Raw genomic sequence first — 24,436 nt, 5'->3', positions numbered from 1 at the left:
CGCGGCTAGTTAACGCAGGGCACCCCGCCGCCGCCGATGGGCTTGCCCTGATCGGGTGTGGGATAGGTGCTCGTGGCGTACCCGTAGCGATTGGTCTTGGTGGTCGTCGTCGTCGTGGTGGTGGTCTCGTCGGTAGTGCTGGTGTCGTCGGCGGCGGGCATCGAGTAAGTGGTATCCACGGTCACGCGGATGTGTCCGGGCTGCACGTTTGGATCGGGTTGTTTGGGGGCGTCGAGGCCGAGCAGCGTGGCGAGGCTCTGTGCGTCGGTTTCGGCGCCCGTGCCGTACTGGATCGTGGTGGACGTCGGATCGCCCGATTGGCGGTCGCGGACCTGACCCGCGGTGTAGCCGCGCTTTTTCAGCGCGCGGGATACCTCACTGGCGGCGCCGCTCATGCTGCCCGCGTTGATGACGTCGACGACCGTGGACGGACTGGGCTTGCTTGCCGTCGTAGCGGGCGTGGTCGTCTCTGGCGCGGCGCCGATCGCCTGGGCCACTTCGGCTTTGATGGCGGCCTGGTCGATGATGTTGACGTCCTGGCCGCCGATGTTGTCGTAGCGCACCACGGGCAGCGTCCGGAACTCGACGTTGCCGCCGCCCGCCAGTTCACCCATGCGGCGGAACAGGTCCTCATCCCAACCGGTCGACAGCACAACATCTTTGCGCGCCACCGCCATCAGACCCTTGAGCTTGTCGATGTTGGTGAACGTTCCCGAGTCCTGCAGTTCCCGCATGACAGAAGAGATGAACGCCTGCTGCCGGTGGGTACGGTCCAGGTCTCCGTTGTCCAGGCCGTGACGCTGCCGGACGAACGCGAGCGCCTGCGAGGCGTCCAGCCGCTGTGGGCCGGCCGGGAAGTCCGCACCGGAATACGAGTCGTAGACGGCGTGGTTGAGGCACACGTCCACGCCGCCCAGGGTCTGCGCCAAGTCATAGAACCCGGCCAGGTTGACCTCGGCGAAGTAGTCGATCGGAACGCCGGTCAGGCTGCGCACCGCGCGCAGGGTCGCGGCACGGCCGGCTTCGCGGCCGCGGGTTTCGAGCTCCCGCTGGCTGCTCCCACCCTGGTTGGCAAGCTTCTGCGCAACGTACTGCTTGGTCAGCCCGTAGGCCTCTTTGATCTTGATGTGGTTATAGCCGGGAACCCCGTTGAACGGCACCCAGTCGTCGCGGGGGATCGAAAACGCGGTCACCTTGTTGTCGGCCCCGACGTGCACGAGTATCAGCGTGTTGGTGTTGTAGCCACCGTCGTCGGAATCGCCGGCGTGCAGCTGCCGCAAAATCGAGGAGGGCAGGTCGTTGCCGTCCTGATCTTTTCGGGAGTCCAGGCCGATGAGCAGGATGTTCATGTTGTCGCCGCTGGATCGCGGATCGTCGGGGCTCAGGGCGTCCGAGACGGTGATGCCGCCCAGCGCCCCGTGAGCCACGTAGTAGCCCGCTCCGGTCATCAGGATGGCCCCCACCGAGACCAGCGACATGAAGCTGCGTGTCAGCCCTTTGCGAATTGGTGACGGCTGACGAACGGCTCGGTGGCGGCGATGGGCGCCGCCCGAGCGTGCCATCACAAACCCCGGCCCGTATCCAGCGCAGCACTCGCTACCGCGACGGCGGTTTGCGGTGACAGCGCTAAAAGCATGAGGTCAAGTATGCGTTAGCTTGCTGTGAAGCCCCCAATCGAGAAGGCCGCCGATGGGCCGATTGTGGGCAGCCTCACCCGCCGGAAACCATGAAATCGGCCGGCGGCAATCTTCCCGCTACCTGCACGTTTGGCCGGGCTACACCCCCGTCGGGGGTGGGCGCGTCTCGGGAAGGTCTCGAGCGGGCTACTCGACCGCCGAAATTGACGCCAACTCGTCACCGAGCCGGTACGAGGTCTTCGCCCGATGAGTAGCAGAGGCGAATGTTCGAGCCCGTGGCGAACTCGGCGAGGTACACGCCCAGCGGTTCGACCTCGTAGTAATAGTGCACGTAGCCCCGCGCGTCCAACGCGGTCGCGCACGAATACCCGGGCGCACCGCAGCGCTCCTTGACCGGAATCGCGAGCGCGCCGAGCAGCACTACAACGCCAATCCCCACCGCAACCGGGATTTTCGCCAGCTTGCGCGTCGCCTGCGCGGGATGCATCACAGGAGTGTAAGCGTCCCGCTTAGCGGCTCCGCCGCAGCCAGGCGTCGCGGCAGGACTGATCCCCTTGGCGGGCCGTCTTACGATCTCCTGATGGCGACCGCACCAGAGCAGTTCTCGACCCAGGGGCCGGGCGGAGTTCGTATCGTCGCGGATCGCTGGGGCGACCCCCACGCGCGCGCCGTGGTTTTCTTGCACGGCGGTGGACAGACCCGACGCTCGTGGGCCCGTGCGGCCGCCGCTGTGGCCCGGCGCGGGTGGCAAGCCGTCACGATCGACTTACGCGGTCACGGCGAGTCCGACTGGTCCAGCGAGGGCGACTATCGCGTCGTCAGCTTCGCCGCAGACGTCCAACAAGTTCTGGACAACTTGCCGCCACAACCGGTTCTGGTTGGCGCGTCGCTGGGCGGATTCACCTCGATGCTGCTCGCGGGCGAGCTCTCACCGGGCATCGCCAGCGCGGTGGTTCTGGTCGACATCGTGCCGAACATGGAGCAGTCCGGGGCGACGCGGATACACAACTTCATGGCCGATCGGGTGGAATCGGGATTCGCCTCTCTCGAAGAGGTGGCCGACGCGATCGCCGAGTACAACCCGCACCGGCCCCGGCCGACCGATCTGGACGGTCTGACCGCCAACCTGCGCCGCCGGGGCGACCGCTGGTATTGGCACTGGGATCCCCAATTCATCAGCGGCAAGGCGCCGTTTCCCCCATTCGAGGTCACCGACGCCGATCGCATGCACGCGGCCGTCGATGCGATCCTGCGCGACGGCGTGCCCATGCTGTTGATCCGGGGTCAGATGAGCGACCTCGTCAGCCAGGAGAGTGCCGACGCATTCCTCGCGCGTTTCCCGCAAGTCGAGTTCACCGACGTGCGCGGCGCCGGGCACATGGTTGCCGGGGACCGCAACGACATTTTCGCCGGCGCCGTCCTGGATTTCCTCACCCGGCGCGTCGACCAGGCGGGCTGACAATCGCGCAGCGGTCGCTGGGCGCTGGAACATCCTCGGGGAGAACGAATCCCGCGACGATCAACGTGAGCACCCCGATCGGGATGTTGATCAGGAAGATCGACTTCCAGCCGAACGAGTCGACCAACCAGCCGCCGACCTCCGGTCCGCAGATCGGGGCCAGCGAGATGGGAACCATGCTGAGCGCCAGCACCCGGGCTAGCCTTTTGGGTCCGGCGGCGTGGGCCAGGATGATCAGCAACAGCGGTATGAGCATTCCACCCCCGAGGCCTTGGAATGCCCGAAAGACCGCCAGCAGACCGACATTCGGGGCCTGCACACATAGCAGAGATGCCCAGGAGAACAACAGCACCGAACCCAGGAATAGCGGTTTCGCGCCCACCCGGCGGGCGGCCCAGCCGGCGAGTGGGATCACCGCCGCCATCGCCAGGGTGTAGCCGGTCACCGACCACGCGACGGCCCCGGTCGAGGCAACTCGCTCGATCAACGCCCGCGGCGCCGCGTTCACGACCGTGGCATCGAGGGTGATCATCACCGGGAGCAGTGTGCACGCCACCGTGATCAACCAGAGCCTGGAATCCAGCCTGGCGGGATGGGCCTCGGCGCGGGCGTGTTCGATTGTCGTCGGCGTCACGGCTGAATCGTCAGCCCATGCGCTTGAGGAATCCTTGCGAAATTCTTGGAACCGTCGCCCACGCGACCATCGGGGCGCCACGCTCCCGTTCCGCTCGCCAGGTAGGAGGCGCCGCGCACTGCTAGCATGCTGCGGACACAACTGGAGGAGGACGGCGTGACCTTTCGGTGGTTGCGGGTGCCCGCGCTGGTCGGTGCGGTGATCGTGGCCGCGACGTCGGTCGCCGGTGCGGCGTCGGCGGACCCGGACTTGGCGTCACGCCCCATGCCGGGCATGCACGTCGCCGACGGAACCGGCGGGTGCACAGCCGCTTTCGCGGCGCAGGACAACGAAGGCAGTTACTACCTGCTCACCAGTGGGCACTGCGATCCGCACGACGGTTCGGTTTGGACCTACGGGGAGGATCGTCCGCTCGGGATGATCACCGCCAGCGAGAAGGTGGGCGACACTAGGGACGCCGCAATTATTCGCCTGGACCCCAGCGTCGGAGCGCCGACGGGTGATGTCGGTGATCGGTATCCGGTCCGGGATGTGTTGAGCCTCCCACAGATTCGGGTGGGCATGCCGTTCTGCAAACTCGGCGCGGTCACCGGTGAGACCTGCGGCGTCGTCAAAGGCGAGAAGGGCGACGTCATCGAGGCGAGCGTGTACAGCCTCAACGGCGACAGCGGTAGTCCAGGCTTCGTAAAAAACGCCGACGGCACCGTGAGTGCAGTCGGGATCTTGATGTCTTCACCCGACGGCGACGACAACACGACGTACTTCACACTCGTGTATCCGCTACTTGCCAAGTGGGGCTTGCACATTCTTCCCTGACGCAGCGGAAAACGGCCACGCGGCGCGTCTTCAGATGAGATCATCTGACGGTTCACACCGGCATGCCCGAAGGAGAGCGCCATGGCCAAACCGTGGTTACGGGGACTCGCCGGGGTCGGCGTCATGGCGATCTCCGCGACGGTGTTGGCGAGCCCGGCGCGACCAGATCCCGGTCTGACGCCGGGCGTCCAGGTCCAAGACGAAAGTAGCTCGTGCACTGCGGGTTTCGCGGCCCAAGGCAACGACGGCAGCTATTTCCTCATGACGAGCGGACACTGCGACGCGCACGACGGCTCGGTGTGGACTTACGGCAACGACGTCCCGCTGGGCAGGATCTCGGCCAGCGAGCAGGAAGGCGACAAGCGGGACGCCGCGATCATCCTCCTCGACCCGAACCTCGGTGCGCCGGTGGGCGATGTCGGCGGCAGGTATCCGGTGCGGGATGTGCTGAGCCTTCCCCAAATCAAGGTGGGCATGCCGTTTTGCAAAATCGGCGCGGTCACCGGTGAGACCTGCGGCACTGTCACGAGCATCGAGGGCGATGTAGTCGAAGCCAGCGTCTACAGCCTCAAGGGGGACAGCGGCAGCCCTGGCTTCGTGAAGAACGCCGACGGCACCGTGAGTGCCGTCGGTCTGTTGATGTCTTCGCCTGAGGGTGACGACAACACGACATACTTCGCACTCGTGAATCCACTGCTCGGCCGGTGGGGCTTGCGAATTCTGCCCTAAACGTGGGGGCATCCGGTATTCGCCGGGGCGCCATCGTGCGGCCCGTCCGAGGGGGCCCGGTAGGGTCTGCCTTTGTTGACGAGGTTCCGACGACGGGTCCGGGACCAGCGAGACGAAGGAGAGCAGTGCTAAAGCGTGGGATCGTAGTCGGCGTCGCCGGCGCGGCCATGGTGGTCGCGGCTTGCGCCGGCTGTTCGAGCAACAAGTCCAATACGGGTGCGTCGTCGAGCTCAGCGCCGGCCGGCCCGCAGGTCATCGTTGACGGGCAGAACCAGAACGTCAGCGGGCCCGTCACGTGCACCCCGGCCGGCGCCAACACCACCATCGGCATTGGCGACCCGACCGCCGGCGTCGGCGCGGTGGTCAGCAACGACAATCCACCCATCGTCCATTCGGTCGGGCTTGGCAGCGTCAACGGCATCTCGCTGGGCTTCTCGGATGCCGCACCGAACAACCAGGGCGCCAACGCCGGAGCCGCGGTCAACGGCAAGTCGTATGCGATCAAGGGCACGGCCACGGGTGCCGACATGAGCAACCCGCAGCAGCCGAAGCAGGTGACCAAGTCGTTCGAGATACAGGTGACCTGCCCGTAGGGGCGCTAGTCAGACATCGTCGGGGCCGAAGCCCCAGAGGGGACACAGCTATGTCTAGGAAACGTGTCGTCAGCGCGGCGGCGGTCGCGGCGGGCTTGGGCATCTCCGCGCTGACGTTGAATCCAGGGTTCGCGAACTCCGCGCCGATGGATCCGCCGCCGCCGTGCCCGAACTGCCACGGTGGCGGTGGCGGCGGTGGCGGGGTGTCCGGCGGTGGCGGGATTTCCGGCGGTGGTGGGGTTTCCGGCGGGGCCGGACAGAACCCGCAGGCTCCGGCAACCACCGCGCCGGCGCCGACGCACAGCACGGCGCCGGCTCAAACCACCGCTCCGCCCGCGACCCAAACCACGGAGGCTCCGGCCACTCAGAGCACCGAGCCTCAGACGACCCAAAGCACGCAGCCCACGTCGACCAGCGCGCAGACCACGTCAACCAGCGCGCAGACCACGTCGACCAGCGCGCAGACCACGTCGACGAGCGCGCAGACCACGTCGACGAGCGCGCAGACGACGACGCCGGGTGCAAATACCAGCACGTCGTCCGGCCCAACTGAGCGTCAGGCCTTGAATCCGCCGAGCACTCAGCCTCCGCACCCGGCGTACATCCCGCCGCGCGGAGAGATCGCACGGGGCAGCGCGGAAATCGGTGGCCCCATCGACGCGAGCGTTGGCTTCAGCATCCCGGGCCGCGGCGCGCCGCTTCCGCCGCGGGAGCGAGGCTACGGCTGGAACGACGGCCCGCCTCCCCACCACCCGCCGCCCAACTGGTACGGCCCGCCGCCTCCCGGCGGCTGGGACGGCCCGCCGCCCCCCGGCGGCTGGAACCGGCCGTGGGACGGACCGCGCGACCGCGACGTGGTCTACGCGCAGAGCGACTTCGGACCGTTCGAGTACAACACCTTTACCGTCATCCCGGTCTTCAACTGGCAGTACGGCGGTTGGGGATACTGGTTCTTCGGTGTTTGGGTCCCGCTGTACTGACGCCGAGCAGCGCAACGGACTGCGACGCCTATGAGCGGACGCTTCGCCAAGGTCGCTCGTGACGGCGGCGTGATCACCATCGAGTTGATCAACTCGAAGCCACTGAACATCATTGGTAGCGGCGCCATCTCGGAGCTGACCGACGCTTTTCGTGCCGTCGACCAGGACGGTGACGTGCGGGTCGTGGTGTTGCGGGGAACGGGTGAGAAGGCGTTCATCGGCGGTGCCGACATCAACGAGATGGTCACCCTGGACCGGTCCAGCGGCGAGGCGTTCATCCGCCGGCTCGCGGACCTGTGCGAAGCGATCCGCGAATGCCCGGTCCCCGTCATCGCCCGGCTCGCGGGCTGGTGCCTCGGCGGCGGCTTGGAGATCGCAATGTCGTGCGATCTGCGAATTGCAGAGGCGGCGGCCAAGTTTGGAATGCCGGAAGTGGCGGTCGGAATTCCCTCGGTTATCCACTCGGCGTTGATGCCGAAGTTGATCGGGGCCTCGCACGCGGCGTGGCTACTGCTGACCGGTGAGACGATCGATGCCGACACGGCCGTCAGCTGGGGCTTGGTACACGAGGTCACCACTTCCGGCGAACTCGACGCCCGCATTGCCGAACTCACAAGGAAGCTAACCGGATTCGGGCCGCAGGCGGTGCGACAACAAAAGCACCTGCTGAATAAATGGTTCGACATGACGGTCTACGGGGCGGTCGAAGACAGCATCGAGCAGTTCGGCCTGGCATTCCTGACTGGCGAGCCGCAACACCACATGCGGCAATTCCTGTCGCGCAAGCGCGACAAGAAATAGCGCGGTTGGTCCAGGGTGGCTACTTGCCGGTGCGCTCGCGATGCTTGCAGCCCGGCCAGCAGCAGGGCCGTCGCATGCCTTCTTCCAGCTCTTCCTGGGTTCGGCGGATGCGGCGCTCTCGGGTCTTCTGTTGCTTGGCATCCTCGACCCAGCAGATGAATTCGTTGCGCGCCAAGGGCGTGATGTCGTTCCACGCGGTGAGTGCGGTGGAGTTCGCGATCAGCGCCTGGCGCAGGTCGGCGGGCAGTTTGTGCACCACCCCACCGGGCACTCGCTGGCTGCTCACGGGGCCAGCCTAACCTGCACGATGCCCCGGGACTTGTCACAGCGTCGCGGGACCATCAAACTGACTGATATGCGCGATCGCGAGACGATCGACTCAGAATTGCGGCTCCTCGCTGCTACGCGCCGATCGATCCGCGAGCAGGGCCGTCAGCCGTCGTCCCGAGAGGCCGACGAACTTCTCGACGAGCTCCTGGCCCACGAGGCGGGGACATCTCTCACCACGGCGGTGGACGCCGATGTTGTGGCGGACACCCGGTCACGGGGCGACAACGCAGGCATCACCCCTCGTAAGCGCAACGACGTGCTGCGCCGACGCTTGGGCCTCTTCGCGGCGTTGCCCCTATCTCTGATAGCCGTCGCCGCCGCGGTCGTGGTGATACTCGCGTCCCACCACGAGGATTCATCGGCGCAGGCGCCGGAAAGCCCGCCGTCGGTCGCGCCGCCCAAACCGGTTGCGCCGAAACCACCCCCTCCGCGGATTGACGTTGTCGACATGGCGTTCATCGGCGCGTTGAAGCAAGAAGGCGTACCCGTTCCCAGCCAGGAATACGTGATGACGCAAGGGCACGCGGTCTGCGACTTCCTGGCGCACCAACCCGACTTCGGGCAGGCCGTCAGCTTCGTGCAGCGGTCGTCGATATGGGATGCCAATCAAAGCGCGGTGTTCGCCACTGGCGCGGTCGTTTCGTACTGCCCTCAGTACCAACTTGCAAGCACTGGCGACGCGCAGCAGAACCTCCAGAATGCACTCTCTGGCATGCAAGCCATCCAAGGCGATTTGCAAGGCATCCAACGTGATCTGCACGGCATCGGCGATGGCCTGCCAGACATCCCGGGCCACCCGTAAATTGCAGTAGGTACCTTCAAAGTAGTCGCGTTTCAACCACTCCTTGAGTGCGGGATGTGGGGCTGACTAATCAACCCCGAACGATTCCTTTAAAGCGTGTCGGTCTGTGTTAATTCCGGTAACACGATGGCATGGTTTTGACCTGTTTAAAGCCTCTCAGCTGCCGATTCACCCGCGAACAGATCGCGGCGTCACTTCCCCGACGATGCTGGCGGCCAATGCGAAATGTTCGTGGACCAGCAACGGCCGCTCGGCATTCACGCGCGCGCCGCGTGTCACACGGTGACGGGCCTAGCCGCCAGGTGAGTGGAGAAAAACTGCATCGACAACTCGAACCAGTCGGGGGCGTGCCGCATCGCGCAGTGATCATCATCGGGGTACAGCTTGAGCAGTCCGCCGGGCGCGCATGTAGCAATGTCGATGGAGTCCTGAGTGGCCAACAGGGTGTCGTTCTCGCCATTGATGACCAGCAGGGGAGCGGTGATTTGCGCGTACCGGTCTTTCAGCGACAGTGCCTGGAGTTTGGTGAGTAGGTCGCGAGGGTTCTTCGCGTGCGTGGCCTTGGTCAGCGTCTGGATGAATATTTCAGGTGTGCCGATATTGCGGCCGGCTTGGAAACTGTGGTGGCTGGGCGCGCCGCTGGCGACAATTGCGCGTAACCGGTTGTCGGCGCAGGCCATTCGGATGGCCCAGTAACCGCCGAAGCTGACGCCGAGCATTCCAATACTTTCGGCGTCGACGCGGGGATGTGTGGTCAGGTAGTCGATGACCGCGCGATAGACGTCGGCGGCGGCGAGCGCGAGTGGTTGTCGGTAGCTGTAGGTGCCGGGCATCTCCATGCAGAGCACGCCGAAGCCGCGGCGCCGGTAGGCCAAAGCGGGTAAGAGGATTTCGGGCACCGTTCCCTCAAGGCCGTTGCTACACAGAATGGTTGGGAGCCGGTCCGCGCCGGCGGGGAACGCCACGGTGGCTCGCACGGTGTCGCCGCCGGGCACCGGGATGCTGACGTGCTCGATGACACCGTTGGCGTGCGGCCCCAACGCTGAGGTGAGCACCTCGCATAGCCGCTGCGACACCGCATAGGCCCGCAGACGTTTCGGGCTCCAGCCGGGCCAGGCTTCGGCGAACTTGTACGTGATGACTTTGATGAGCTCATCGGTCGCTGTCACGGCCGTCGTGGCCTCGGGAGCCTGGGCGATGAATCGTCTCGCGGCGTCGGGGGGCGGCATGGCGCCGCGATCGGCGGCGAATAGCGCGGCCGGGGCCAGGGCTTGACCGAGCGCATCGATATCGACGGATGCTTCGGGGTCACTGAGTTCGTGCACGAGGGGAGCGCCGAGCGCCGCCAGCGCCGCGTCGGCGGCTTCCATGTGGTTGTTCGCGATGGCGCCCCAGTGCTCGGTCCACCGGGCTTCACCGAAGGAGCGGCACGCCTCGAGCTGGGCGGCGAAAACCTGCGGGTCGATGCCACCCATATGGGTGAACCGGTCGACGAAGAGCGCGGGCAGGAAGAACGCGGTACCCAGTCGCGCCGCGGCCGCCTCGGTGGCCCCCGTCAGCGCGCAGCCCGAAATGAACAGCCGGCGCAGCAGTGAACGTGACGCCATCCAGCCTCCTTTTTACGCAGAATCTCTGCGTTAACGTTAGGCGCGAAATAGTGCTAATGCAAATCCTCTGCGTTTATGATGACGGGGTGGCCACGCCCGATACACCCCGCCTGCGTCCCGGTGGCCGGTCGGCGCGCGTCCGCGCCGCCGTGCAGGCCGCGACGTTGGACCTCATCCGGGAGTGCGGCATCGACAAGGTCAGCGTGCCCGAAGTAGCCCGGCGCTCAGCCGTGCACGACAGCTCGATCTATCGACGCTGGGGCACCCGGGAGAACTTGATCGCCGACACCCTGCTCGCACACAGCGAGCAAGTGATTCCCACCCCCGACACCGGCAGCTTGCGCGGCGACCTGACCGCGTTCACCGCGTCGTTGTCCGCCTATCTGTCAACTCCGTTGGGCGCCAGCCTGACTCGGACGATGGCATATGTCGTCGACAACGACGCCACCGCGGCGAGCCGACGCGCGTTCTGGCGGGCCCGCTATCAGGCAGCCGCACCGATGATCCATCGCGCAATCGAGAGCGGTGAGCTGAATCAAGCCACCGATCCGGCGCTCGTGCTCGAAATGCTCATCGCACCAGTTCATTTCCGGGTGCTGTCCACCCGTCAACCGCTCACGGCTGAGTTCGTGAGCCACCTCGTCGACTTCGTCATGCGGGCGCTGACCGCCTCGGTGAGCGCACCACACAGGGCCATGTAAGCGATCGTTGGAAAGGAGCAAGATGCGTGTGGGTGACATAGATGGGCGGTTGAGCAACGCGAGCGGGCTGAGTCTGTTGGGCGAACCGGTCCGCTACGCGGGCGGACTGCATGAGCTCGAATCCGGCGTCTTCGCATGGATGCAACCCAACGGTGGAATGGGCGAAGCCAACTGCGGATTGGTCCTCGGAGGCAACGAAGCGGCCGTCATTGACACGTGCTGGGATCACCGTCAGGCACGGAGATTCCTCGACGCCGCGGATGGACACATTTCGCGTGCACCGATTCGGCACGTCATCAACACCCATTCCAACGGCGATCATTGGTGGGGCAACTCGCTGATGCCGCGAGAGGCCACCATCATCACCTCCCAGGCAAGCCGGGATGCCATGAATCGCGAATCGCCACGGGAATTGACGCTTATCCAGAAGGCTCTCGCCGCCGGCAAGTGGTTGCCCGGCCCGATCGGCGCTGACTGCCGGTTCGGCGCCAGAAACTTCGCTCCCTACGAATTCAGCCGGGTGCGCCTGCGCTGGCCCGATCAAACATTCACGGGGACAACGACTCTCTCGGTTGGATCGCTGGCTGTGGAGCTGATCGAAGTCGGTCCCGCTCATACTCCGGGGGACCTTCTGGTGTACGTGCCCAGCGCGTCGGTGGTCTTTGCCGGCGACATCCTGTTCGTCGGCACGACACCCATCATGTGGGACGGCCCGGCGGACAACTGGATCGCCGCACTCGACACCATCACGTCGCTGAATGCCAAGACCGTCGTGCCTGGACATGGCCCACTCGCTACGCCTGCTGATATCGCCGGGCTGAGGAGTTACTGGAGCTGGCTGCAGGCCGAGGTCCCAGGCCGACATCGACGCGGGTTGAGCGTCTACCGGGCGGCCGCCGAGCTGGTAACCTCGCGGGAATTCCGTGAGAGCCCGTGGTCGAGCTGGCAAGGTCCAGAGGTAATCGTAGGCAACGTGGCTGCCATCTATCGCAACCTCGAGCAGCGGAGCGGCGCCTTATCTCCCTTGGCGACGGTGCAGGTGTTCCGCGGGATCGCCCGACTGGCGCGACAGCTAGGTGAATCCGGTAAACACTTGTTGGACAACAAATGACGGGCCAGCGCGCGAAATAGTGCGCTTCCAAATAGCTAAGCTGTCGGTCTCGACATCAAGCCCATGCTCGTACGACTTTCGGGTTGTAGCTTCGAACGTCTGCTGGTTCTGACTGTGGTACTGGAAGAGCCGCGCACGCGGGACAGCTCTCACGTAAACGCGTAGAGCCCCCTGTCAGGATTGAACTGACGACCGCTCGCTTGGTCAAAACGCTCCTTCCGCGAACTTCCGCCCGACATGGCGACACGACCGCGCTGGCTCGCGCTTCCGCCGGCTCGAGTCGGCACGCAGTTCGGACGGCAACACTTCGTCGTAGAATCGTCCTGGCTCATCGAGCCGGCCCGGCCGCGTTAGCTCAGTTGGTAGAGCGTCGCTCTTGTAAAGCGGATGTCGAGAGTTCGAGTCTCTCACGCGGCTCCATTCCTGTCGGAACTCACGGATAGCGTCGTCGTATGTCGATGACCTGTCTCGGGTGCGGAGGCGATTTCGAAGGGCGTCGGCTAAAGGTGTTCTGCACCAATGCATGCCAGCAGTCACACCGCCGACGCTTGCTCTTGGAGGCCTGGCTCGACACCGGAGCCTGCGGTCGCACGTCTTACCAAGGCCACTACGTCCGGGACTACCTCTATGAGCAGCAGGGCGGTTGTTGTGCGATCTGTGGAATCAAGGACAACTGGAACGGCGTGACCCTGGCACTGATCGTCGACCACATCAATGGAGACGCAAGCAACAATCGTCGTGACAACCTGCGGCTCATTTGTCCCAACTGTGACAGCCAGCTGCCGACGTACAAGGCAAGGAATCGCGGCAGCGGTCGCTACTACCGGCGACTGCGGTACGCCGGCGGCCAGTCCTATTGATGCTTCCGCCCCCTGAGCATCCAGCTAACCCGCGGCCCACCCGCTTACCAAGGCGAGCGCTCTACCACTGAGCTAGGGAGGCGGGTAAAAAGCCGGTCCAAGCCTATCCGGTCACTGCTCTCCGTCGATGACACGCTGCGAGCGCACCGCCCGCGACGATGAACGGGGCCGGCGGCCCGGCAGCGGGATGCGGTCGGCGATGTTGCTCAGCGGGTTGACCACCATGGTGAGCGCGATGACGGCGTCCTGCAGGGTGGCGATGGCCGGCTCCAGCGCTTCCATCCCCGGCGTCAGCCGGGCCAGGGTGTCTGCGACGTCGGCGAGCTGGTCCAGCGGGCCGTTCTTGGCGGTCAGCTTGTCGATCAGCCCACCCTCGGCGAGCAGCCGCTCGGCCAGCCCGTCCTCCGACAGCACCCGATCGATCAACCCCTCCTCGGCGAGCAGCTGGTCGGCCAACCCACCCGGCTGAAGCGCGCGGTGCAGGCCGCCGCCCTCCGCGGTGAGGCGGTCGAGCAAACCGCCCTCGGAAGTCAGCAGGTCGACCACCCCGCCCGGCCGCAGCAACCGGTCCATCGGCCCATCGGGTGCCACGGCCCGTCCCAGCGGCGCGTCCTCGTCGAGCAGCTTGGCGAGCCGATTGGCCCGGATGATCGCGTCGTCGATGCCCAGCATTGAAGTCACCGCGTTGGTGCCGGCGTCGCCACCGGCGTCCGACACCGCTCGCTTCGCGACACCTACCGCCGCCGTCGCGACGTTCAAGCTCGCCTCGGCGGTGGCAAGCCCGACTCGCGCAGGAGCGGTCGCAAGGGAAACAATGCTTCTGGCGAGATTCATTCTCCGAGTCTATTCACGACATACCCCCATAAGCCGATACGAGTCCAAGCCGATGGGATGATTCCTGGCAGACTACTGGCAGACTATTAGCAACGAGCTTTCAGGAACTACACAATGATTACCAAGGCAACGTTCAAGTAAGGGACGGAAATAACCCCATGGATGTGACCTCATGACGGCGGCCAGCCCCACCGAAACCAAACCGGAGGCCCGCGTCCTCGTGGTCGACGACGAGGACAACATCGTCGAACTTCTCTCGGTGAGCCTCAAGTTCCAAGGGTTCGAGGTCTACACGGCGACCAACGGAGCCCAAGCCCTGGACCGCGCCCGGGACGCCCGCCCGGATGCGGTGATTCTCGACGTGATGATGCCCGGCATGGACGGCTTCGGGGTGCTGCGCCGCCTGCGTGCCGACGGCATCGACGCGCCGGCGCTGTTCCTGACGGCGCGCGATTCCCTGCAGGACAAGATCGCGGGCCTGACGCTGGGCGGCGACGACTACGTGACGAAGCCCTTCAGTCTGGAGGAGGTCGTAGCCCGGCTGCGGGTCATCCTGCGTCGCGCCGGCAAGGGCGGCGGCGAACCCCGCAGTGCCCGTTTGACTTTCGCCGATATCGAACTCGACGAAGAGACCCATGAGGTGTGGAAGGCCGGCGAGCCCGTGTCGTTGTCGCCCACCGAATTCACGCTGCTTCGCTACTTCGTGATCAATGCGGGCACGGTGCTAAGCAAACCGAAGATCCTCGACCACGTCTGGCGCTACGACTTCGGCGGCGACGTCAACGTCGTCGAGTCCTACGTGTCGTATTTGCGTCGCAAGATCGACACCGGCGAGAAGCGGCTGCTGCACACGTTGCGCGGCGTGGGCTATGTGCTTCGGGAGCCGCGCTGAGCATGCGCACGGACAGGCACCGAGCGGTTCGACGCGGAGTACCCCTCCGGGTGGGCCTGGTCGCGGCGACCCTGCTGTTGGTGGGCTGCGGTCTGGTGGCGTCCGGCATCGCGGTCACGTCGATCCTTCGTCATAGCCTGATCAGCCGGATCGACCAGACGCTGCTCGACGCATCCCGCGGCTGGGCCCAGGCACCACGGCGCCAATCCGCGCCTCCGTACGAGGGTCCGGACCCGGGCCGGCCACCGTCGAAGTTCTACGTGCGCGGCGTCGGCATCGATGGCACCCCTTTTACGGCGATCAACGATCGCAACGCCGAACCGGCGCTGCCGCCCGACAACAACGTGGGACCCAATCCCACGACGCTGCCCTCGGTCAATGGCTCCGATATCCAGTGGCGTGCGGTGTCGGTGCGCGGGCCACACGGTTTGATCACCGTCGCGATCGACCTGTCCGATGTCCAGCACACCCTGCGATCGCTGGTCTTGTTGCAGATCGGGATCGGGGCGGCAGTGCTGGTGGTGGTCGGGGTCGCGAGCTTCGTGGTGGTGCACCGCAGCCTGCGGCCGCTCTACGAAGTCGAGCACACCGCCGCCGCGATCGCGGCGGGGCAGCGTGACCTCTTGGTTCCAGAACGAGACCCACGAACCGAGGTGGGCCGACTTTCGTTGGCGCTCAACGGAATGCTGACCCAAATTCAGCAGGCGCTGGCGTCTTCGGAGTCGTCGGCCGAGAAGGCCCGCGGCTCGGAGGAGCGGATGCGACGGTTCATCACCGACGCCAGCCACGAGCTGCGCACGCCGTTGACCACCATTCGGGGCTTCGCGGAACTGTATCGGCAGGGCGCCGCGCGTGACGTTGCCATGCTGCTTTCGCGGATCGAGAGCGAAGCCAGCCGGATGGGCTTGCTCGTGGACGACCTGCTCCTGCTGGCGCGGTTGGACGTGCAACGGCCGTTGGAGTACCACCAGGTCGACTTGCTGGCGCTCGCCAGTGATGCCGTGCACGACGCGCAGGCGATCGACCCGACGCGCCGCATCACGATGGAAGTTTTTGACGGTCCTGGCATCCCCGAGGTGCTCGGCGACGAGCCCCGGATGAGGCAGGTGCTGAGCAACCTAGTTGCGAATGCACTGCAGCACACCCCGCCGAGCGCCGACGTCGTCGTCCGCGTCGGCACGGAAGGCGACGACGTGGTGCTCGAGGTGGCCGACACGGGTCCCGGGATGAGCCAGCAGGACGCGTCGCGGGTGTTCGAGCGGTTCTATCGCACCGACTCGTCGCGGGCTCGGGCCAGCGGCGGCACCGGGCTCGGCTTGTCGATCGTCGACTCGCTGGTGCACGCGCACGGCGGCGACGTCACCGTCACCACCGCGCCCGGGGAGGGTTGCTGCTTCCGCGTCAGGCTGCCGCGCAGCAGCGACGTGCCCACGCGCGTTTGAGCTTTAAGCCAGTTGCTCCAACGCGGCCTTGATCCTGGCTTGGGCCTGGTCGAGGGATTCCGGCGACGGGTTTCGGTCGACGTTGGCAAAGCCGAAATCGCTCAGGCTGCGGGTGGGAAAGACGTGGACGTGCAGATGAGGCACTTCCAGCCCCGCGATGATGACCCCGGCACGCTCCGTCCTGAACGCCTTGCATACCGCCTTGCCGATCAGCTGGCTCACCGCCATGACTTTTGAGAACGCCGCGTTGTCGACGTCCTGCCACTGATCGATCTCCTCGCGCGGCACCACCAGGGTGTGCCCCTGTGTCATCGGCTCGATGGTCAAGAACGCGACGACGTCGTCGTCCTCGTACACGAAACGGCCGGGCAGTTCACGGTTGATGATCTTGGTGAAGATCGACGCCATGGGCCAAGCATATGTGCCGATGAGTTTGGGCGGTCTCGATGGTCAGTCCTGCAAAGACCAACAAGGAGACTTCGCCATGTCACAGGTGCGCGTGCACAACTTTTCGGTTTCCCTCGACGGCTTCGGTACCGGCATCGGGCAGAGCATGGATGCGCCGTTCGGACACGCCGGCGGTCGGTTGCATGAGTGGTTCTTCGGCACGCGCACGTTCCGTGCGATGCACGGCGAGTCCGGCGGGACGACGGGCATCGACGACGCCCTGGCCAGCCAGGCGTGGCCCGGAATCGGCGCCGAAATCATGGGGCGCCACAAGTTCGGACCGCAGCGCGGCCCGTGGACCGGCGATGAATGGAAGGGTTGGTGGGGCGCCAACCCGCCATTTCATACCCCGGTCTTCGTGCTCACCCACCACCCCCAACCGTCGATCGAGATGGAAGGTGACACGACTTTCCACTTCATCGACGCAAGTCCCGCTGAATCCCTCCGCATCGCCCGAAAGGCCGCCGGGGACAGCGACATTCGCCTCGGCGGAGGCCCGTCGAGCGTCCGCCAATTCCTCGCGGCCGACCTCGTCGACCACCTACACATCGTGGTGGTGCCGATCATCCTGGGGCGCGGTGAGTCGTTGTGGCAGGGACTCGAGGGCATCGAAGAGCGATTCGCCGTGGAATCGGTGAGCAGCCCCAGCGGCGTCACGCACCTGATCTTTACCCGTCGCTAGGCGTGTCGCGGGCTGCCAGCGCGTCGGCAAGCGTCCAGACCGCGAGACCCAGTAGCGCGACGTCTTTGAGGAGGAATCCGCCGTCCGTCGACAGCAGGGGAAAGCCTCCGGCGGCGGCGTCGAAGACGCCGGGTGTGGTGAACAAGAAGCTGATGGTGGCGACGAAAAGGCCGATAGCCATCATGCTGCCCACGATCGATGCTCGGGGCACCCATGGTTTGAGCGAAAGCAGCAGGGCCGCAGCGAGTTCGAAGATTCCCAGCAGGGCCGAGAAAGTACTGACCGAAAAGACGGCATAGAGCCAACTCATGAACGGGCTATGCGCGATGAGCGGTTGAATTCCCTGCGCCTCGTAGGACGTGAATTTCATGGCACCGATCCAGGCGATCACGACGACCAAGCCGTAGCGGGCGAGCACATTGCCCAGCCGCGCCGTGGCGTCGGCTATCGCGGGGTTTTGAGTGGAAACGTTGTACCGCAGGTTCATTGAGCACATCCTTGGTTGCGGGTCATTCGATAGCGGGTTACCAGTCCCAAGGGGCCGCGTATGCGGGCGATGGGGGTCATGCCGAGCCGTTCGATCACCGCGGCCGACGCGACGTTGCCGCCGTCGACCTCGGCGAAAACCTCCGCGAGACCCAATTTGCCTAGTGCGTAATCGATCACGCCGCCGGCCGCCTCGGTCGCGTAGCCGTTACCCCAGCTGTCGGGGGCCAGGCTGTAGAACACTTCCAGGCCCAGGTCCGCCAACGGCCGCAGCCCCACCGCGCCGACGGGTGGGCGATTGTCTTCGAGCCGAATGAGCCACAGCCCATATTCGGCGGACGCGAAGCCGCGAACGCTTTCCATGATGGTTGCCACTATCTCGTCCGGGACTGCGGGTGTTGCGTCGAACAAGAACCGGCGAATCAGTGGATCGCTCCAATGGGAGATCAAGAAGTCGGCATCGTCCGCCGATACCGGACACAGCGTAAGCCGTTGCAGTTCAAGCACATCCGTCACATCGGACTCCAACCGGTGGGGGCGAAGACGGCATCCCGCGATCTCACCAGGCCCGCGAGCATCAGCACGCAGTACCCGTAGGGCAGCACCATGAGAGGCTGCCCGGTTGCGCTGAAGAAGCGGGTGGCCATGATCGCGTCGTGGAGACCGACCCATACGAAGCAAAACGCAAGGAACCACCATGCCCAGCGCTGTCCGTCGCGCAGCCCGAACCGCGCAACGACAATCACGGCGACCGCGCCGGCCACGATGTTGACCCCACCGACCGAGCCGCTCAACTGCATCCACGCCGGGGCATCGAGGCCGGCACGCGAAAGATCCGAGTAGGAAAAGTCGAGGGTGCCTAACCCTGTCCACCACGCAGAATTTGCGCGTGCCGCCACACCGACCCACGTGGTCAGGAGCGTGGTCAATCCCGCCGCTAGGGGAACGAAGCCGGCGGCGAAATTCAGTTTCCAGCCCGGCACCGTGGACCGGCTCGTGGATGATTGCATGTTGATTGGTGTGCGCGGGATCGTCCGGCGTTACACAGGTGGGCGTGTAACGATCGGACCCCTCCCGCCAACCAACTCCAGAGCTAGCGTTAGGTCGCGATGACTGTGAAAGACGAGTCGGGGCTGATCGCGGCGCTGCGTGAAGGCGACGAGGCCGTATTCGCCCAGCTTGTCGATCAGTACACCCCGGCGATGCTGCGGGTGGCGCGTGGTTATGCGCCGACACACCAGATCGCCGAGGAGGTCGTCCAGGAAACCTGAATCGCGCTGTTGAAAGGAATTTCGAGATTTGAAGGCCGATCCTCGTTACGCACTTGGCTTTTCGCCGTGGTGATCAACATCGCCAAGCAGCGGGGTTTGAGGGAACGCCGCGACGCCGACGCGGAGATCGCCGCGTATACCGGTGGCACCGTCGATCCCGCGCGATTCCGCGGTGCCGATGACCCGATGTGGCCGGGGCATTGGAAGGAACGTCAAGAACCCGCCGCGTTCCCCGACACCCCGGAGGGGTCGGTCCTCGCCGATGAATTGGTCGCGGTTGCGCGACGCGAACTCGACAAACTACCGGAACGTCAGCGCATGGTTGTGTCGCTGCGCGACATGCTCGGATTCGACTCCAGCGAGGTGTGCGAATTGCTCAACATCAGCGTGGCCAATCAGAGGGTGCTGCTGCACCGCGGCAGGGCCGCCGTCCGGCAAACACTCGAGAACTACCTGGCGGACCCGTCATGAGCGCGCGGCCGATGGACTGCAACGAGCTGGTCGAGCTCGTCACCGCCTATCTGGACGACGCGCTCGACGAGCAGACCCGCGCCCGCTTTGTCGACCACCTGCAAGCGTGTGACGGTTGCGAAAACTATCTTCAGCAATTCCGCATGACGGTGGCGACACTCGGCAAAGTTCCCGACGAGGAACTCGACCCCGCCTTCCGCGACCGACTGCTCAGCGCATTTCGCCACTGGCAATAGAACAAGGACAGCATACGGGCGCCGAGATTGCCGTAATGGCTGTGGTCGCCGTCCAATTCGCGACCATGACGGCAATTTCGGCGCGTGAAGCGGCGCCGGCTACTCGTCCTTGCCGAACTTCATCGCGTCGAGGTTCCAGTACCCTCGCATGTTGGTGATCAGCCCCGCGTCGTTGACCTTGTAGGTGAACACCCCGCGCACCTCGCTCGTGACACCACCCTCAAACTTGCTGTGCAGCACCAGGATATGGGCTATCTCGTCGGGCGAGCTGGACGGGAACGTCTCCTCGCAGGTGATCGTCAGCTGATTGGCCGCGATGTTGTTGTCGTAAAAGGCGGCGACGCCTTCCTTGCCCTTCACCCCGTCGCCGTCGGGGTTGGTCACGGACTTGCCGATGGGGTCCTCGATGACGACGTCGTCGGCCATCAGCGCCAGCCAGCCCTCCCTGTCGTGGGCCTGCACGCACCGCCACGACGATTGCGACGCGGTCAGTGCCGGCGATTGGGCGGTTTGGGTCATGGTGTCCTCCTGTCTCTAGATTGCGCACGCGGCGCGTGCGCCCTCCTCGGTGGCTTTGCGGATGAGGCCGAGGCCGCTGCAGTCGCCGGCGGCGTGCACCTCGGCGCCGGGCATGGCGGCGACCAGGCTGTCGAACAACGCGGTGTCGGGCTCGACCGTCCCGGCCAGCACGACGCTGTCGGCGGGCAGTTGCCGCCGGGTGCCGCCGGAGGGCGTGAACACCACGGCGGTGGTCGTGATTCGTTCGACGTTCGCCTGGACATGGACGGTGACGCCGAGCCGGTCCAGGCGATCCATGTGCTCGGTCTTGCGCTTGTTGCCCACCTCGGGAGCGATGTCCTTGCCGGCCTCGAGCACCGAAACCAGCCGGCCCCGGCTCGCGAGAAATTCGGCCAGTTCCAGCGCGACCAGGTCGCCGCCGACGATGGCCACCCGTCGCCCGACGGGCATCCACGCCCGGCTGGCGAGGCGAACCGCCGTGGGGCGCACCAGCCGCTGCCGCCAGCCGGCGAAAAGTTGGCCATCGAGGAATGCGCGTAACCCGGGTCCGGTGCGGACGTGCGGCAGGTCGGCGCCCGGTATCGTCGGCACGTCGACATGTCCGCCGGTGGCCACGATCACCGCGTCGGGTGCATGTCTGACGATCTCCTCGGCCGAAACCTCATGGCGCAGGACGACTTTCGCGGCGCTCGACTTGACCTCGTCGCGCAGATAGTGCAGGAATGGCTGGTTCTCCGGGTGCAGCACCGACGCCCACCGCAGCGCGCCGCCCAATTGGCCGCCACGTTCGAAAAGCTGGACGCGATGGCCCCGCTCGGCGGCCACGCGGGCGGCCTCGAGTCCCGCGGGCCCGCCGCCGATCACCATCACGCGCCTGGCGCGATGGGTGCGAGGCGCCGCCAATTCGCGCTCCTTGCCGGTGCGGGGATTGACGGCACAGTCGACGGAGAAGCGTTGTTCCATTGAGTCGATGCAGTTTTCGCACGAAATGCACTTGCGAATCCGGTGCGCCTGCCCGGACCGCAGTTTGCGTGGCAGCTCGGGGTCGGCGAGCAGCGGGCGGCCCATCGCGATGAAATCCGCACGCCCTTCGGCGAGGATTTCCTCGGCCCGGGCCGGGTCGTGGATCCGGCCGACGGCGATCACCGGCACGTCGACGGCCTGCTTGACTGCGGCGGCGGCGCCGACGTTGAGCGCGTCGCCGTCGTCGGCGCCGTTGACCATCCCGGTGACCAGCCGGTCGATCACGCCGCCGCTGACGTGAAACGCATCAACGCCGGCGGCCACCAGTTCTGGTGCCACGCGCGCGGTTTCGTAGATCGGTCGTCCTCCGGCCACCCGTTCGTAACCGGAGATCCGCAACGTGATGGGCAGGACGTCGCCCACCTCGGAGCGAATCGCCGCCAGCGCGTCGAGCACGACCCGCACCCTGCCGCGCGACGAGTCGCCCCGATAGTCATCGGTGCGTCGATTGCGTTGCGGGGCAAGGAAAGAACCCAGCAGCATGTAGCCGTGCGCGGCGTGCAGCTCGATCCCGTCGTATCCCGCCTCGGCGGCACGGCGCACCGCGGCCTTGAACAGGTCGAACACCTCGCGGAGCTGAGCCGTGCTGATCTCCGTCGACGGGCGGCCGGTGAGATAGGACGGGATCACCGAGGGCCCCAAGGACGGGACGCCGAAGATCTCCGGACCCAGTCCGTCGGGGCCGGCGTGCACGATCTGAGGCTGGATCTTGGCGCCGTGTTCGTGCACCGCCTCGACCAGCGCACGGTGGGCGTCGACCGCCTCGTCGGTGGCCAGATGCAGGCCGCCCGGAGTCTCGGGGTGACGATGGTCGATTCCGGTGGCGCCCAACGTGATCAACCCGACGCCACCGCGAGCTCGGGCGGCGAAATAGTCGCGGGTGCGCTGCGACGGCAGCCCGTCGGGCGTGCCGTACATCGTCTCCATCGGAGACATCACCAACCGGTTGCGCACCGTCATGGCGCCGATTCGCCCGGGCGCCAACAGATGCGGAAAGCCGGCAGTCACCGGCAAGCCGATGGTCGGTTACCGATCGGCGTCCGTGTAGCGGATGACGCCGCGAATGTTCTTGCCGTCCAGCATGTCCTGGTAGCCATCGTTGATCTGCTCGAGCCGGTACTGGCGGGTGATCATGTCGTCCAGGTTGAGCTTGCCGGCCTTGTACATCGACAGCAGCTGCGGAATGTCGTACTGCGGGTTCCCGCCGCCGAAGATGGTGCCCTGCAGGTTCTTCTGCATCAGGGTCAGCATCGCCAGGTTCAGCGTCACGTTGGTGTCCAGCAGGCTGCCGATCGCGGTCAGCACGCAGGTACCACCCTTTTGGGTGATGTTCAGGTAGGCGTCGACGTCGGCGCCCTGCAGCTCACCGACCGTGACCACCACTTTGTGCGCCATCAGGCCGTAGGTGACCTCGGCCATGCCCATCAGCGCCGCGTTGACGTCGGGGTAGACGTGGGTGGCGCCGAACTTCAGCGCCTGATCGCGCTTCCACTCCACCGGGTCGATCGCGAAGATGTAGCGGGCGCCGGCGTTGACGGCACCCTGCAGCGCGGCCATGCCGACGCCACCGACGCCGACGATGGCGACGTCCTGGCCCGGGCGGATGTCGGCGGTGCGGACCGCCGAACCGTAGCCGGTGGTGACGCCGCAACCCACCAGGGCGGCCACCTCGAAGGGCACCGACGGGTCGATCTTCACAACCGAGCTGCGGTGCACGACCATGTACGGCGAGAACGTGCCCAGCAGCGTCATCGGGTAGACGTTCTGGCCACGGGACTGGATGCGGAAGGTGCCGTCGGACACCGCCTCCCCGCCGAGCAGCCCGGCACCCAGGTCACACAGGTTGCGCATGCCCGCCTGACAGGTGGCACACTGCCCGCACGACGGGATGAACGACAGCACCACGTGATCACCCGGGGCGATGTCCTCCACGCCCGGCCCAACCTCGGTGACAATGCCCGCGCCTTCGTGCCCGCCGAGCACCGGGAAGCCCGCCATCGGGATGCCGCCCGTGACCAGGTGATGGTCGGAGTGGCACATGCCCGCCGCTTCCATCTGGATCTTGACCTCGTGCGCTTGCGGGTCGCCGATCTCGATCTCCTCGATGGACCACGGCTGGTTGAATTCCCAGATCAGTGCGCCTTTTGTCTTCACGTTGGACCTGACCCCATTTCGCCTTTGAATTGAGACTGCCCGAGCCATCTTGCCTGGCAGCGGTGGTGACGGGTGCCACAGGGCACTCCTGTCGCGTCAGCATAGCGCGTGCAACAAATCAAATGCTTGGTTGGGTGGGCGGGACCCCGGTTCACCAGATCGGAACGGGCGCCTGCCCGAGCGGGTAGTAGCCGGGCAGCTTCTCACCAGCGAGGCTGCGCTCGATCCGCTTCTGCATGCCGGCCGACAGGTCGCCGGACTCGATGAGCTTCGCGAACATCTTCGCGACATGACCGAAGTCGAAGAAGTCCCGCTGCCACTCGATGAGCCCCTCGCTGTTGAGGCGGAACCAGCTGCCGCCGATGCCGTAGATCTCGTCCTGCGTGCCGTCGGCCTTGTTGACGATCTGCTTCCAGAAGCCGACGATCTCGCCCTGCTTCTCGTCGATGAGCACCTTCTGGTACTCGTACACCCAGTTCTCCAGGCCCTCCATCTCCAGGCCGAGTGCGACATCGCGGATTTCGTCGACGCCCACGCACATCACGTCTTCTTTGGGGCCGATGTTCCAGCCGTAGGTCGCGTCCTGGGTGTAGAAATCCGCCAGCGGCTTCCAGTCGCCGGCCTTTTCGCAGTCCTTGTTGGCCTGCAGCCAGCGGTCAACCCATGCCTCGAGGTCTGCGCGAGAATGTGACGCCTGTGAATTCATGGGTCCTAGTCTTCTTTCTCTTTGATGAATAGTGCTCGGGTTGGACACATTTCGACCGCCCGCTCGACTTCCTCGCGGGCTTCCTCGGGCGGCTCGGCATCGATGATCTCGACCTTGCCCCGCTTGGGCACCCGGAAGTAGTCGGGCGCTTCCAGTTCGCACATCGCGTGGCCCTGGCACAGATCCAAGTCGGCTTCGACTCGGTAACCCATC

General features: G+C 65.6%; 29 protein-coding genes, 1 tRNA gene and 1 pseudogene. 16 read left to right on the top strand and 15 right to left on the bottom strand.

What is annotated here, in order from left to right:
• Positions 1–5: 5 nt before the first annotated feature.
• The gene (locus A5747_RS05885) at positions 6–1,562 is read right to left on the bottom strand and encodes an LCP family protein (protein ID WP_076122700.1); all 1,557 of its coding nucleotides are present in this window, start codon (positions 1,560–1,562) and stop codon (positions 6–8) included.
• Between the two features lie 292 nt (positions 1,563–1,854).
• A complete protein-coding gene (locus A5747_RS05880; RefSeq protein WP_198938128.1) occupies positions 1,855–2,124 on the bottom strand; it encodes a hypothetical protein in 270 nt (89 codons plus the stop codon).
• 93 nt (positions 2,125–2,217) lie between these two features.
• Between A5747_RS05880 and A5747_RS05875 the strand changes: the two genes are divergently transcribed.
• The gene (locus A5747_RS05875; protein ID WP_175611194.1) at positions 2,218–3,096 is read left to right on the top strand and encodes an alpha/beta fold hydrolase; all 879 of its coding nucleotides are present in this window, start codon (positions 2,218–2,220) and stop codon (positions 3,094–3,096) included.
• Here the strand turns inward: A5747_RS05875 and A5747_RS05870 are convergent.
• A complete protein-coding gene (locus tag A5747_RS05870; RefSeq protein ID WP_076122699.1) occupies positions 3,068–3,730 on the bottom strand; it encodes an MFS transporter in 663 nt (220 codons plus the stop codon). The two genes, A5747_RS05875 and A5747_RS05870, sit on opposite strands and share 29 nt — an antisense overlap.
• Before the next feature lie 156 nt (positions 3,731–3,886).
• On the opposite strand from A5747_RS05870, the gene A5747_RS05865 reads away from it, so the two are divergent.
• The 5 genes from A5747_RS05865 to A5747_RS05845 all read left to right on the top strand — a co-directional run bounded on the left by A5747_RS05865 (position 3,887) and on the right by A5747_RS05845 (position 7,649).
• Complete coding sequence (locus A5747_RS05865) at positions 3,887–4,546, top strand: S1 family peptidase (RefSeq protein WP_076122772.1); 660 nt, start codon at positions 3,887–3,889, stop codon at positions 4,544–4,546.
• Between the two features lie 81 nt (positions 4,547–4,627).
• A complete protein-coding gene (locus A5747_RS05860) occupies positions 4,628–5,275 on the top strand; it encodes a S1 family peptidase (protein WP_076122698.1) in 648 nt (215 codons plus the stop codon).
• A gap of 167 nt (positions 5,276–5,442) precedes the next feature.
• A complete protein-coding gene (locus A5747_RS05855; protein ID WP_076122697.1) occupies positions 5,443–5,868 on the top strand; it encodes a lipoprotein LpqH in 426 nt (141 codons plus the stop codon).
• Between the two features lie 50 nt (positions 5,869–5,918).
• Positions 5,919–6,848 carry an MAP_0585 family protein gene (locus A5747_RS25205; protein ID WP_076122696.1) on the top strand — a complete coding sequence of 310 codons (930 nt, stop codon included), beginning with the start codon at positions 5,919–5,921 and terminating at the stop codon, positions 6,846–6,848.
• 30 nt (positions 6,849–6,878) lie between these two features.
• A complete protein-coding gene (locus A5747_RS05845; protein WP_076122695.1) occupies positions 6,879–7,649 on the top strand; it encodes an enoyl-CoA hydratase in 771 nt (256 codons plus the stop codon).
• A gap of 19 nt (positions 7,650–7,668) precedes the next feature.
• Here the strand turns inward: A5747_RS05845 and A5747_RS05840 are convergent, their stop codons facing one another.
• Positions 7,669–7,935 (bottom strand): YdeI/OmpD-associated family protein, encoded by a 267-nt coding sequence (locus A5747_RS05840; protein WP_076122694.1) that lies wholly within the window; start codon positions 7,933–7,935, stop codon positions 7,669–7,671.
• Positions 7,936–8,004: 69 nt separating this feature from the next.
• On the opposite strand from A5747_RS05840, the gene A5747_RS05835 reads away from it, so the two are divergent.
• On the top strand, positions 8,005–8,781 hold the full coding sequence (locus A5747_RS05835) for a DUF732 domain-containing protein (protein WP_076122771.1): 777 nt from the start codon (positions 8,005–8,007) through the stop codon (positions 8,779–8,781).
• 275 nt (positions 8,782–9,056) lie between these two features.
• Here the strand turns inward: A5747_RS05835 and A5747_RS05830 are convergent, their stop codons facing one another.
• Entirely contained in the window at positions 9,057–10,388 is a 1,332-nt protein-coding gene (locus A5747_RS05830) for a S9 family peptidase (RefSeq protein ID WP_076122693.1), read from the bottom strand.
• Positions 10,389–10,474: 86 nt separating this feature from the next.
• Between A5747_RS05830 and A5747_RS05825 the strand changes: the two genes are divergently transcribed.
• The 4 genes from A5747_RS05825 to A5747_RS05810 all read left to right on the top strand — a co-directional run bounded on the left by A5747_RS05825 (position 10,475) and on the right by A5747_RS05810 (position 13,060).
• Positions 10,475–11,089: a TetR/AcrR family transcriptional regulator gene (locus tag A5747_RS05825; RefSeq protein ID WP_083700158.1), complete on the top strand. Its 615-nt coding sequence runs from the start codon at positions 10,475–10,477 to the stop codon at positions 11,087–11,089.
• A 49-nt stretch (positions 11,090–11,138) separates the two neighbouring features.
• A complete protein-coding gene (locus A5747_RS05820; protein ID WP_076122770.1) occupies positions 11,139–12,200 on the top strand; it encodes an MBL fold metallo-hydrolase in 1,062 nt (353 codons plus the stop codon).
• 344 nt (positions 12,201–12,544) lie between these two features.
• A tRNA-Thr gene (locus A5747_RS05815) sits at positions 12,545–12,620 on the top strand.
• A gap of 32 nt (positions 12,621–12,652) precedes the next feature.
• On the top strand, positions 12,653–13,060 hold the full coding sequence (locus tag A5747_RS05810; RefSeq protein WP_076122691.1) for an HNH endonuclease: 408 nt from the start codon (positions 12,653–12,655) through the stop codon (positions 13,058–13,060).
• Positions 13,061–13,171: 111 nt separating this feature from the next.
• Here the strand turns inward: A5747_RS05810 and A5747_RS05805 are convergent, their stop codons facing one another.
• Positions 13,172–13,894: a hypothetical protein gene (locus tag A5747_RS05805; RefSeq protein WP_076122690.1), complete on the bottom strand. Its 723-nt coding sequence runs from the start codon at positions 13,892–13,894 to the stop codon at positions 13,172–13,174.
• A gap of 172 nt (positions 13,895–14,066) precedes the next feature.
• Between A5747_RS05805 and phoP the strand changes: the two genes are divergently transcribed.
• Together phoP and A5747_RS05795 are read left to right on the top strand one after the other, a co-directional pair.
• On the top strand, positions 14,067–14,786 hold the full coding sequence (gene phoP, locus A5747_RS05800; protein ID WP_076122689.1) for a two-component system response regulator PhoP: 720 nt from the start codon (positions 14,067–14,069) through the stop codon (positions 14,784–14,786).
• A gap of 2 nt (positions 14,787–14,788) precedes the next feature.
• Positions 14,789–16,228 carry a cell wall metabolism sensor histidine kinase WalK gene (locus tag A5747_RS05795; RefSeq protein WP_076122688.1) on the top strand — a complete coding sequence of 480 codons (1,440 nt, stop codon included), beginning with the start codon at positions 14,789–14,791 and terminating at the stop codon, positions 16,226–16,228.
• Between the two features lie 3 nt (positions 16,229–16,231).
• Here the strand turns inward: A5747_RS05795 and A5747_RS05790 are convergent, their stop codons facing one another.
• Positions 16,232–16,636, bottom strand: a complete 405-nt coding sequence (locus tag A5747_RS05790) for an HIT family protein (RefSeq protein ID WP_076122687.1) — start codon at positions 16,634–16,636, stop codon at positions 16,232–16,234.
• Positions 16,637–16,712: 76 nt separating this feature from the next.
• Between A5747_RS05790 and A5747_RS05785 the strand changes: the two genes are divergently transcribed.
• Positions 16,713–17,357, top strand: coding sequence for a dihydrofolate reductase family protein (locus tag A5747_RS05785; RefSeq protein ID WP_076122769.1), 645 nt, complete (start codon positions 16,713–16,715; stop codon positions 17,355–17,357).
• Here A5747_RS05785 and A5747_RS05780 read toward each other — a convergent pair.
• From A5747_RS05780 to A5747_RS25020, 3 genes are read right to left on the bottom strand one after another with little or no spacing between them, the layout of a single operon-like run.
• Positions 17,344–17,844 (bottom strand): YkgB family protein, encoded by a 501-nt coding sequence (locus A5747_RS05780; protein WP_233147961.1) that lies wholly within the window; start codon positions 17,842–17,844, stop codon positions 17,344–17,346. The genes A5747_RS05785 and A5747_RS05780 overlap by 14 nt on opposite strands.
• A complete protein-coding gene (locus A5747_RS05775) occupies positions 17,841–18,359 on the bottom strand; it encodes a GNAT family N-acetyltransferase (RefSeq protein WP_076122685.1) in 519 nt (172 codons plus the stop codon). The genes A5747_RS05780 and A5747_RS05775 overlap by 4 nt, the downstream gene beginning before the upstream one ends.
• Positions 18,356–18,853 (bottom strand): hypothetical protein, encoded by a 498-nt coding sequence (locus A5747_RS25020; RefSeq protein ID WP_158070251.1) that lies wholly within the window; start codon positions 18,851–18,853, stop codon positions 18,356–18,358. The genes A5747_RS05775 and A5747_RS25020 overlap by 4 nt, the downstream gene beginning before the upstream one ends.
• A 99-nt stretch (positions 18,854–18,952) precedes the next feature.
• On the opposite strand from A5747_RS25020, the pseudogene A5747_RS05765 reads away from it, so the two are divergent.
• A pseudogene (locus tag A5747_RS05765) lies at positions 18,953–19,585 on the top strand (RNA polymerase sigma factor).
• On the top strand, positions 19,582–19,821 hold the full coding sequence (locus tag A5747_RS05760) for an anti-sigma factor (protein WP_233147960.1): 240 nt from the start codon (positions 19,582–19,584) through the stop codon (positions 19,819–19,821). Before A5747_RS05765 ends, A5747_RS05760 begins: the two are co-directional and overlap by 4 nt.
• Before the next feature lie 99 nt (positions 19,822–19,920).
• Here A5747_RS05760 and A5747_RS05755 read toward each other — a convergent pair whose 3' ends face one another.
• The 5 genes from A5747_RS05755 to A5747_RS05735 form a co-directional block, all read right to left on the bottom strand.
• On the bottom strand, positions 19,921–20,340 hold the full coding sequence (locus tag A5747_RS05755) for a ketosteroid isomerase family protein (RefSeq protein ID WP_076122683.1): 420 nt from the start codon (positions 20,338–20,340) through the stop codon (positions 19,921–19,923).
• Between the two features lie 15 nt (positions 20,341–20,355).
• Positions 20,356–22,371: an FAD-dependent oxidoreductase gene (locus A5747_RS05750; protein WP_233147959.1), complete on the bottom strand. Its 2,016-nt coding sequence runs from the start codon at positions 22,369–22,371 to the stop codon at positions 20,356–20,358.
• An 18-nt stretch (positions 22,372–22,389) separates the two neighbouring features.
• On the bottom strand, positions 22,390–23,517 hold the full coding sequence (locus A5747_RS05745) for an NDMA-dependent alcohol dehydrogenase (protein WP_076122682.1): 1,128 nt from the start codon (positions 23,515–23,517) through the stop codon (positions 22,390–22,392).
• Positions 23,518–23,668: 151 nt separating this feature from the next.
• A complete protein-coding gene (locus A5747_RS05740) occupies positions 23,669–24,223 on the bottom strand; it encodes a hypothetical protein (RefSeq protein ID WP_076122681.1) in 555 nt (184 codons plus the stop codon).
• 5 nt (positions 24,224–24,228) lie between these two features.
• On the bottom strand, positions 24,229–24,435 hold the full coding sequence (locus A5747_RS05735; RefSeq protein WP_139333142.1) for a ferredoxin: 207 nt from the start codon (positions 24,433–24,435) through the stop codon (positions 24,229–24,231).
• Position 24,436: the final 1 nt, after the last annotated feature.

It is taken from the genome of Mycobacterium sp. IS-836, assembly GCF_001954275.1.
GTDB lineage: Bacteria > Actinomycetota > Actinomycetes > Mycobacteriales > Mycobacteriaceae > Mycobacterium.
This window is presented reverse-complemented; position numbering and strand designations above follow the sequence as displayed.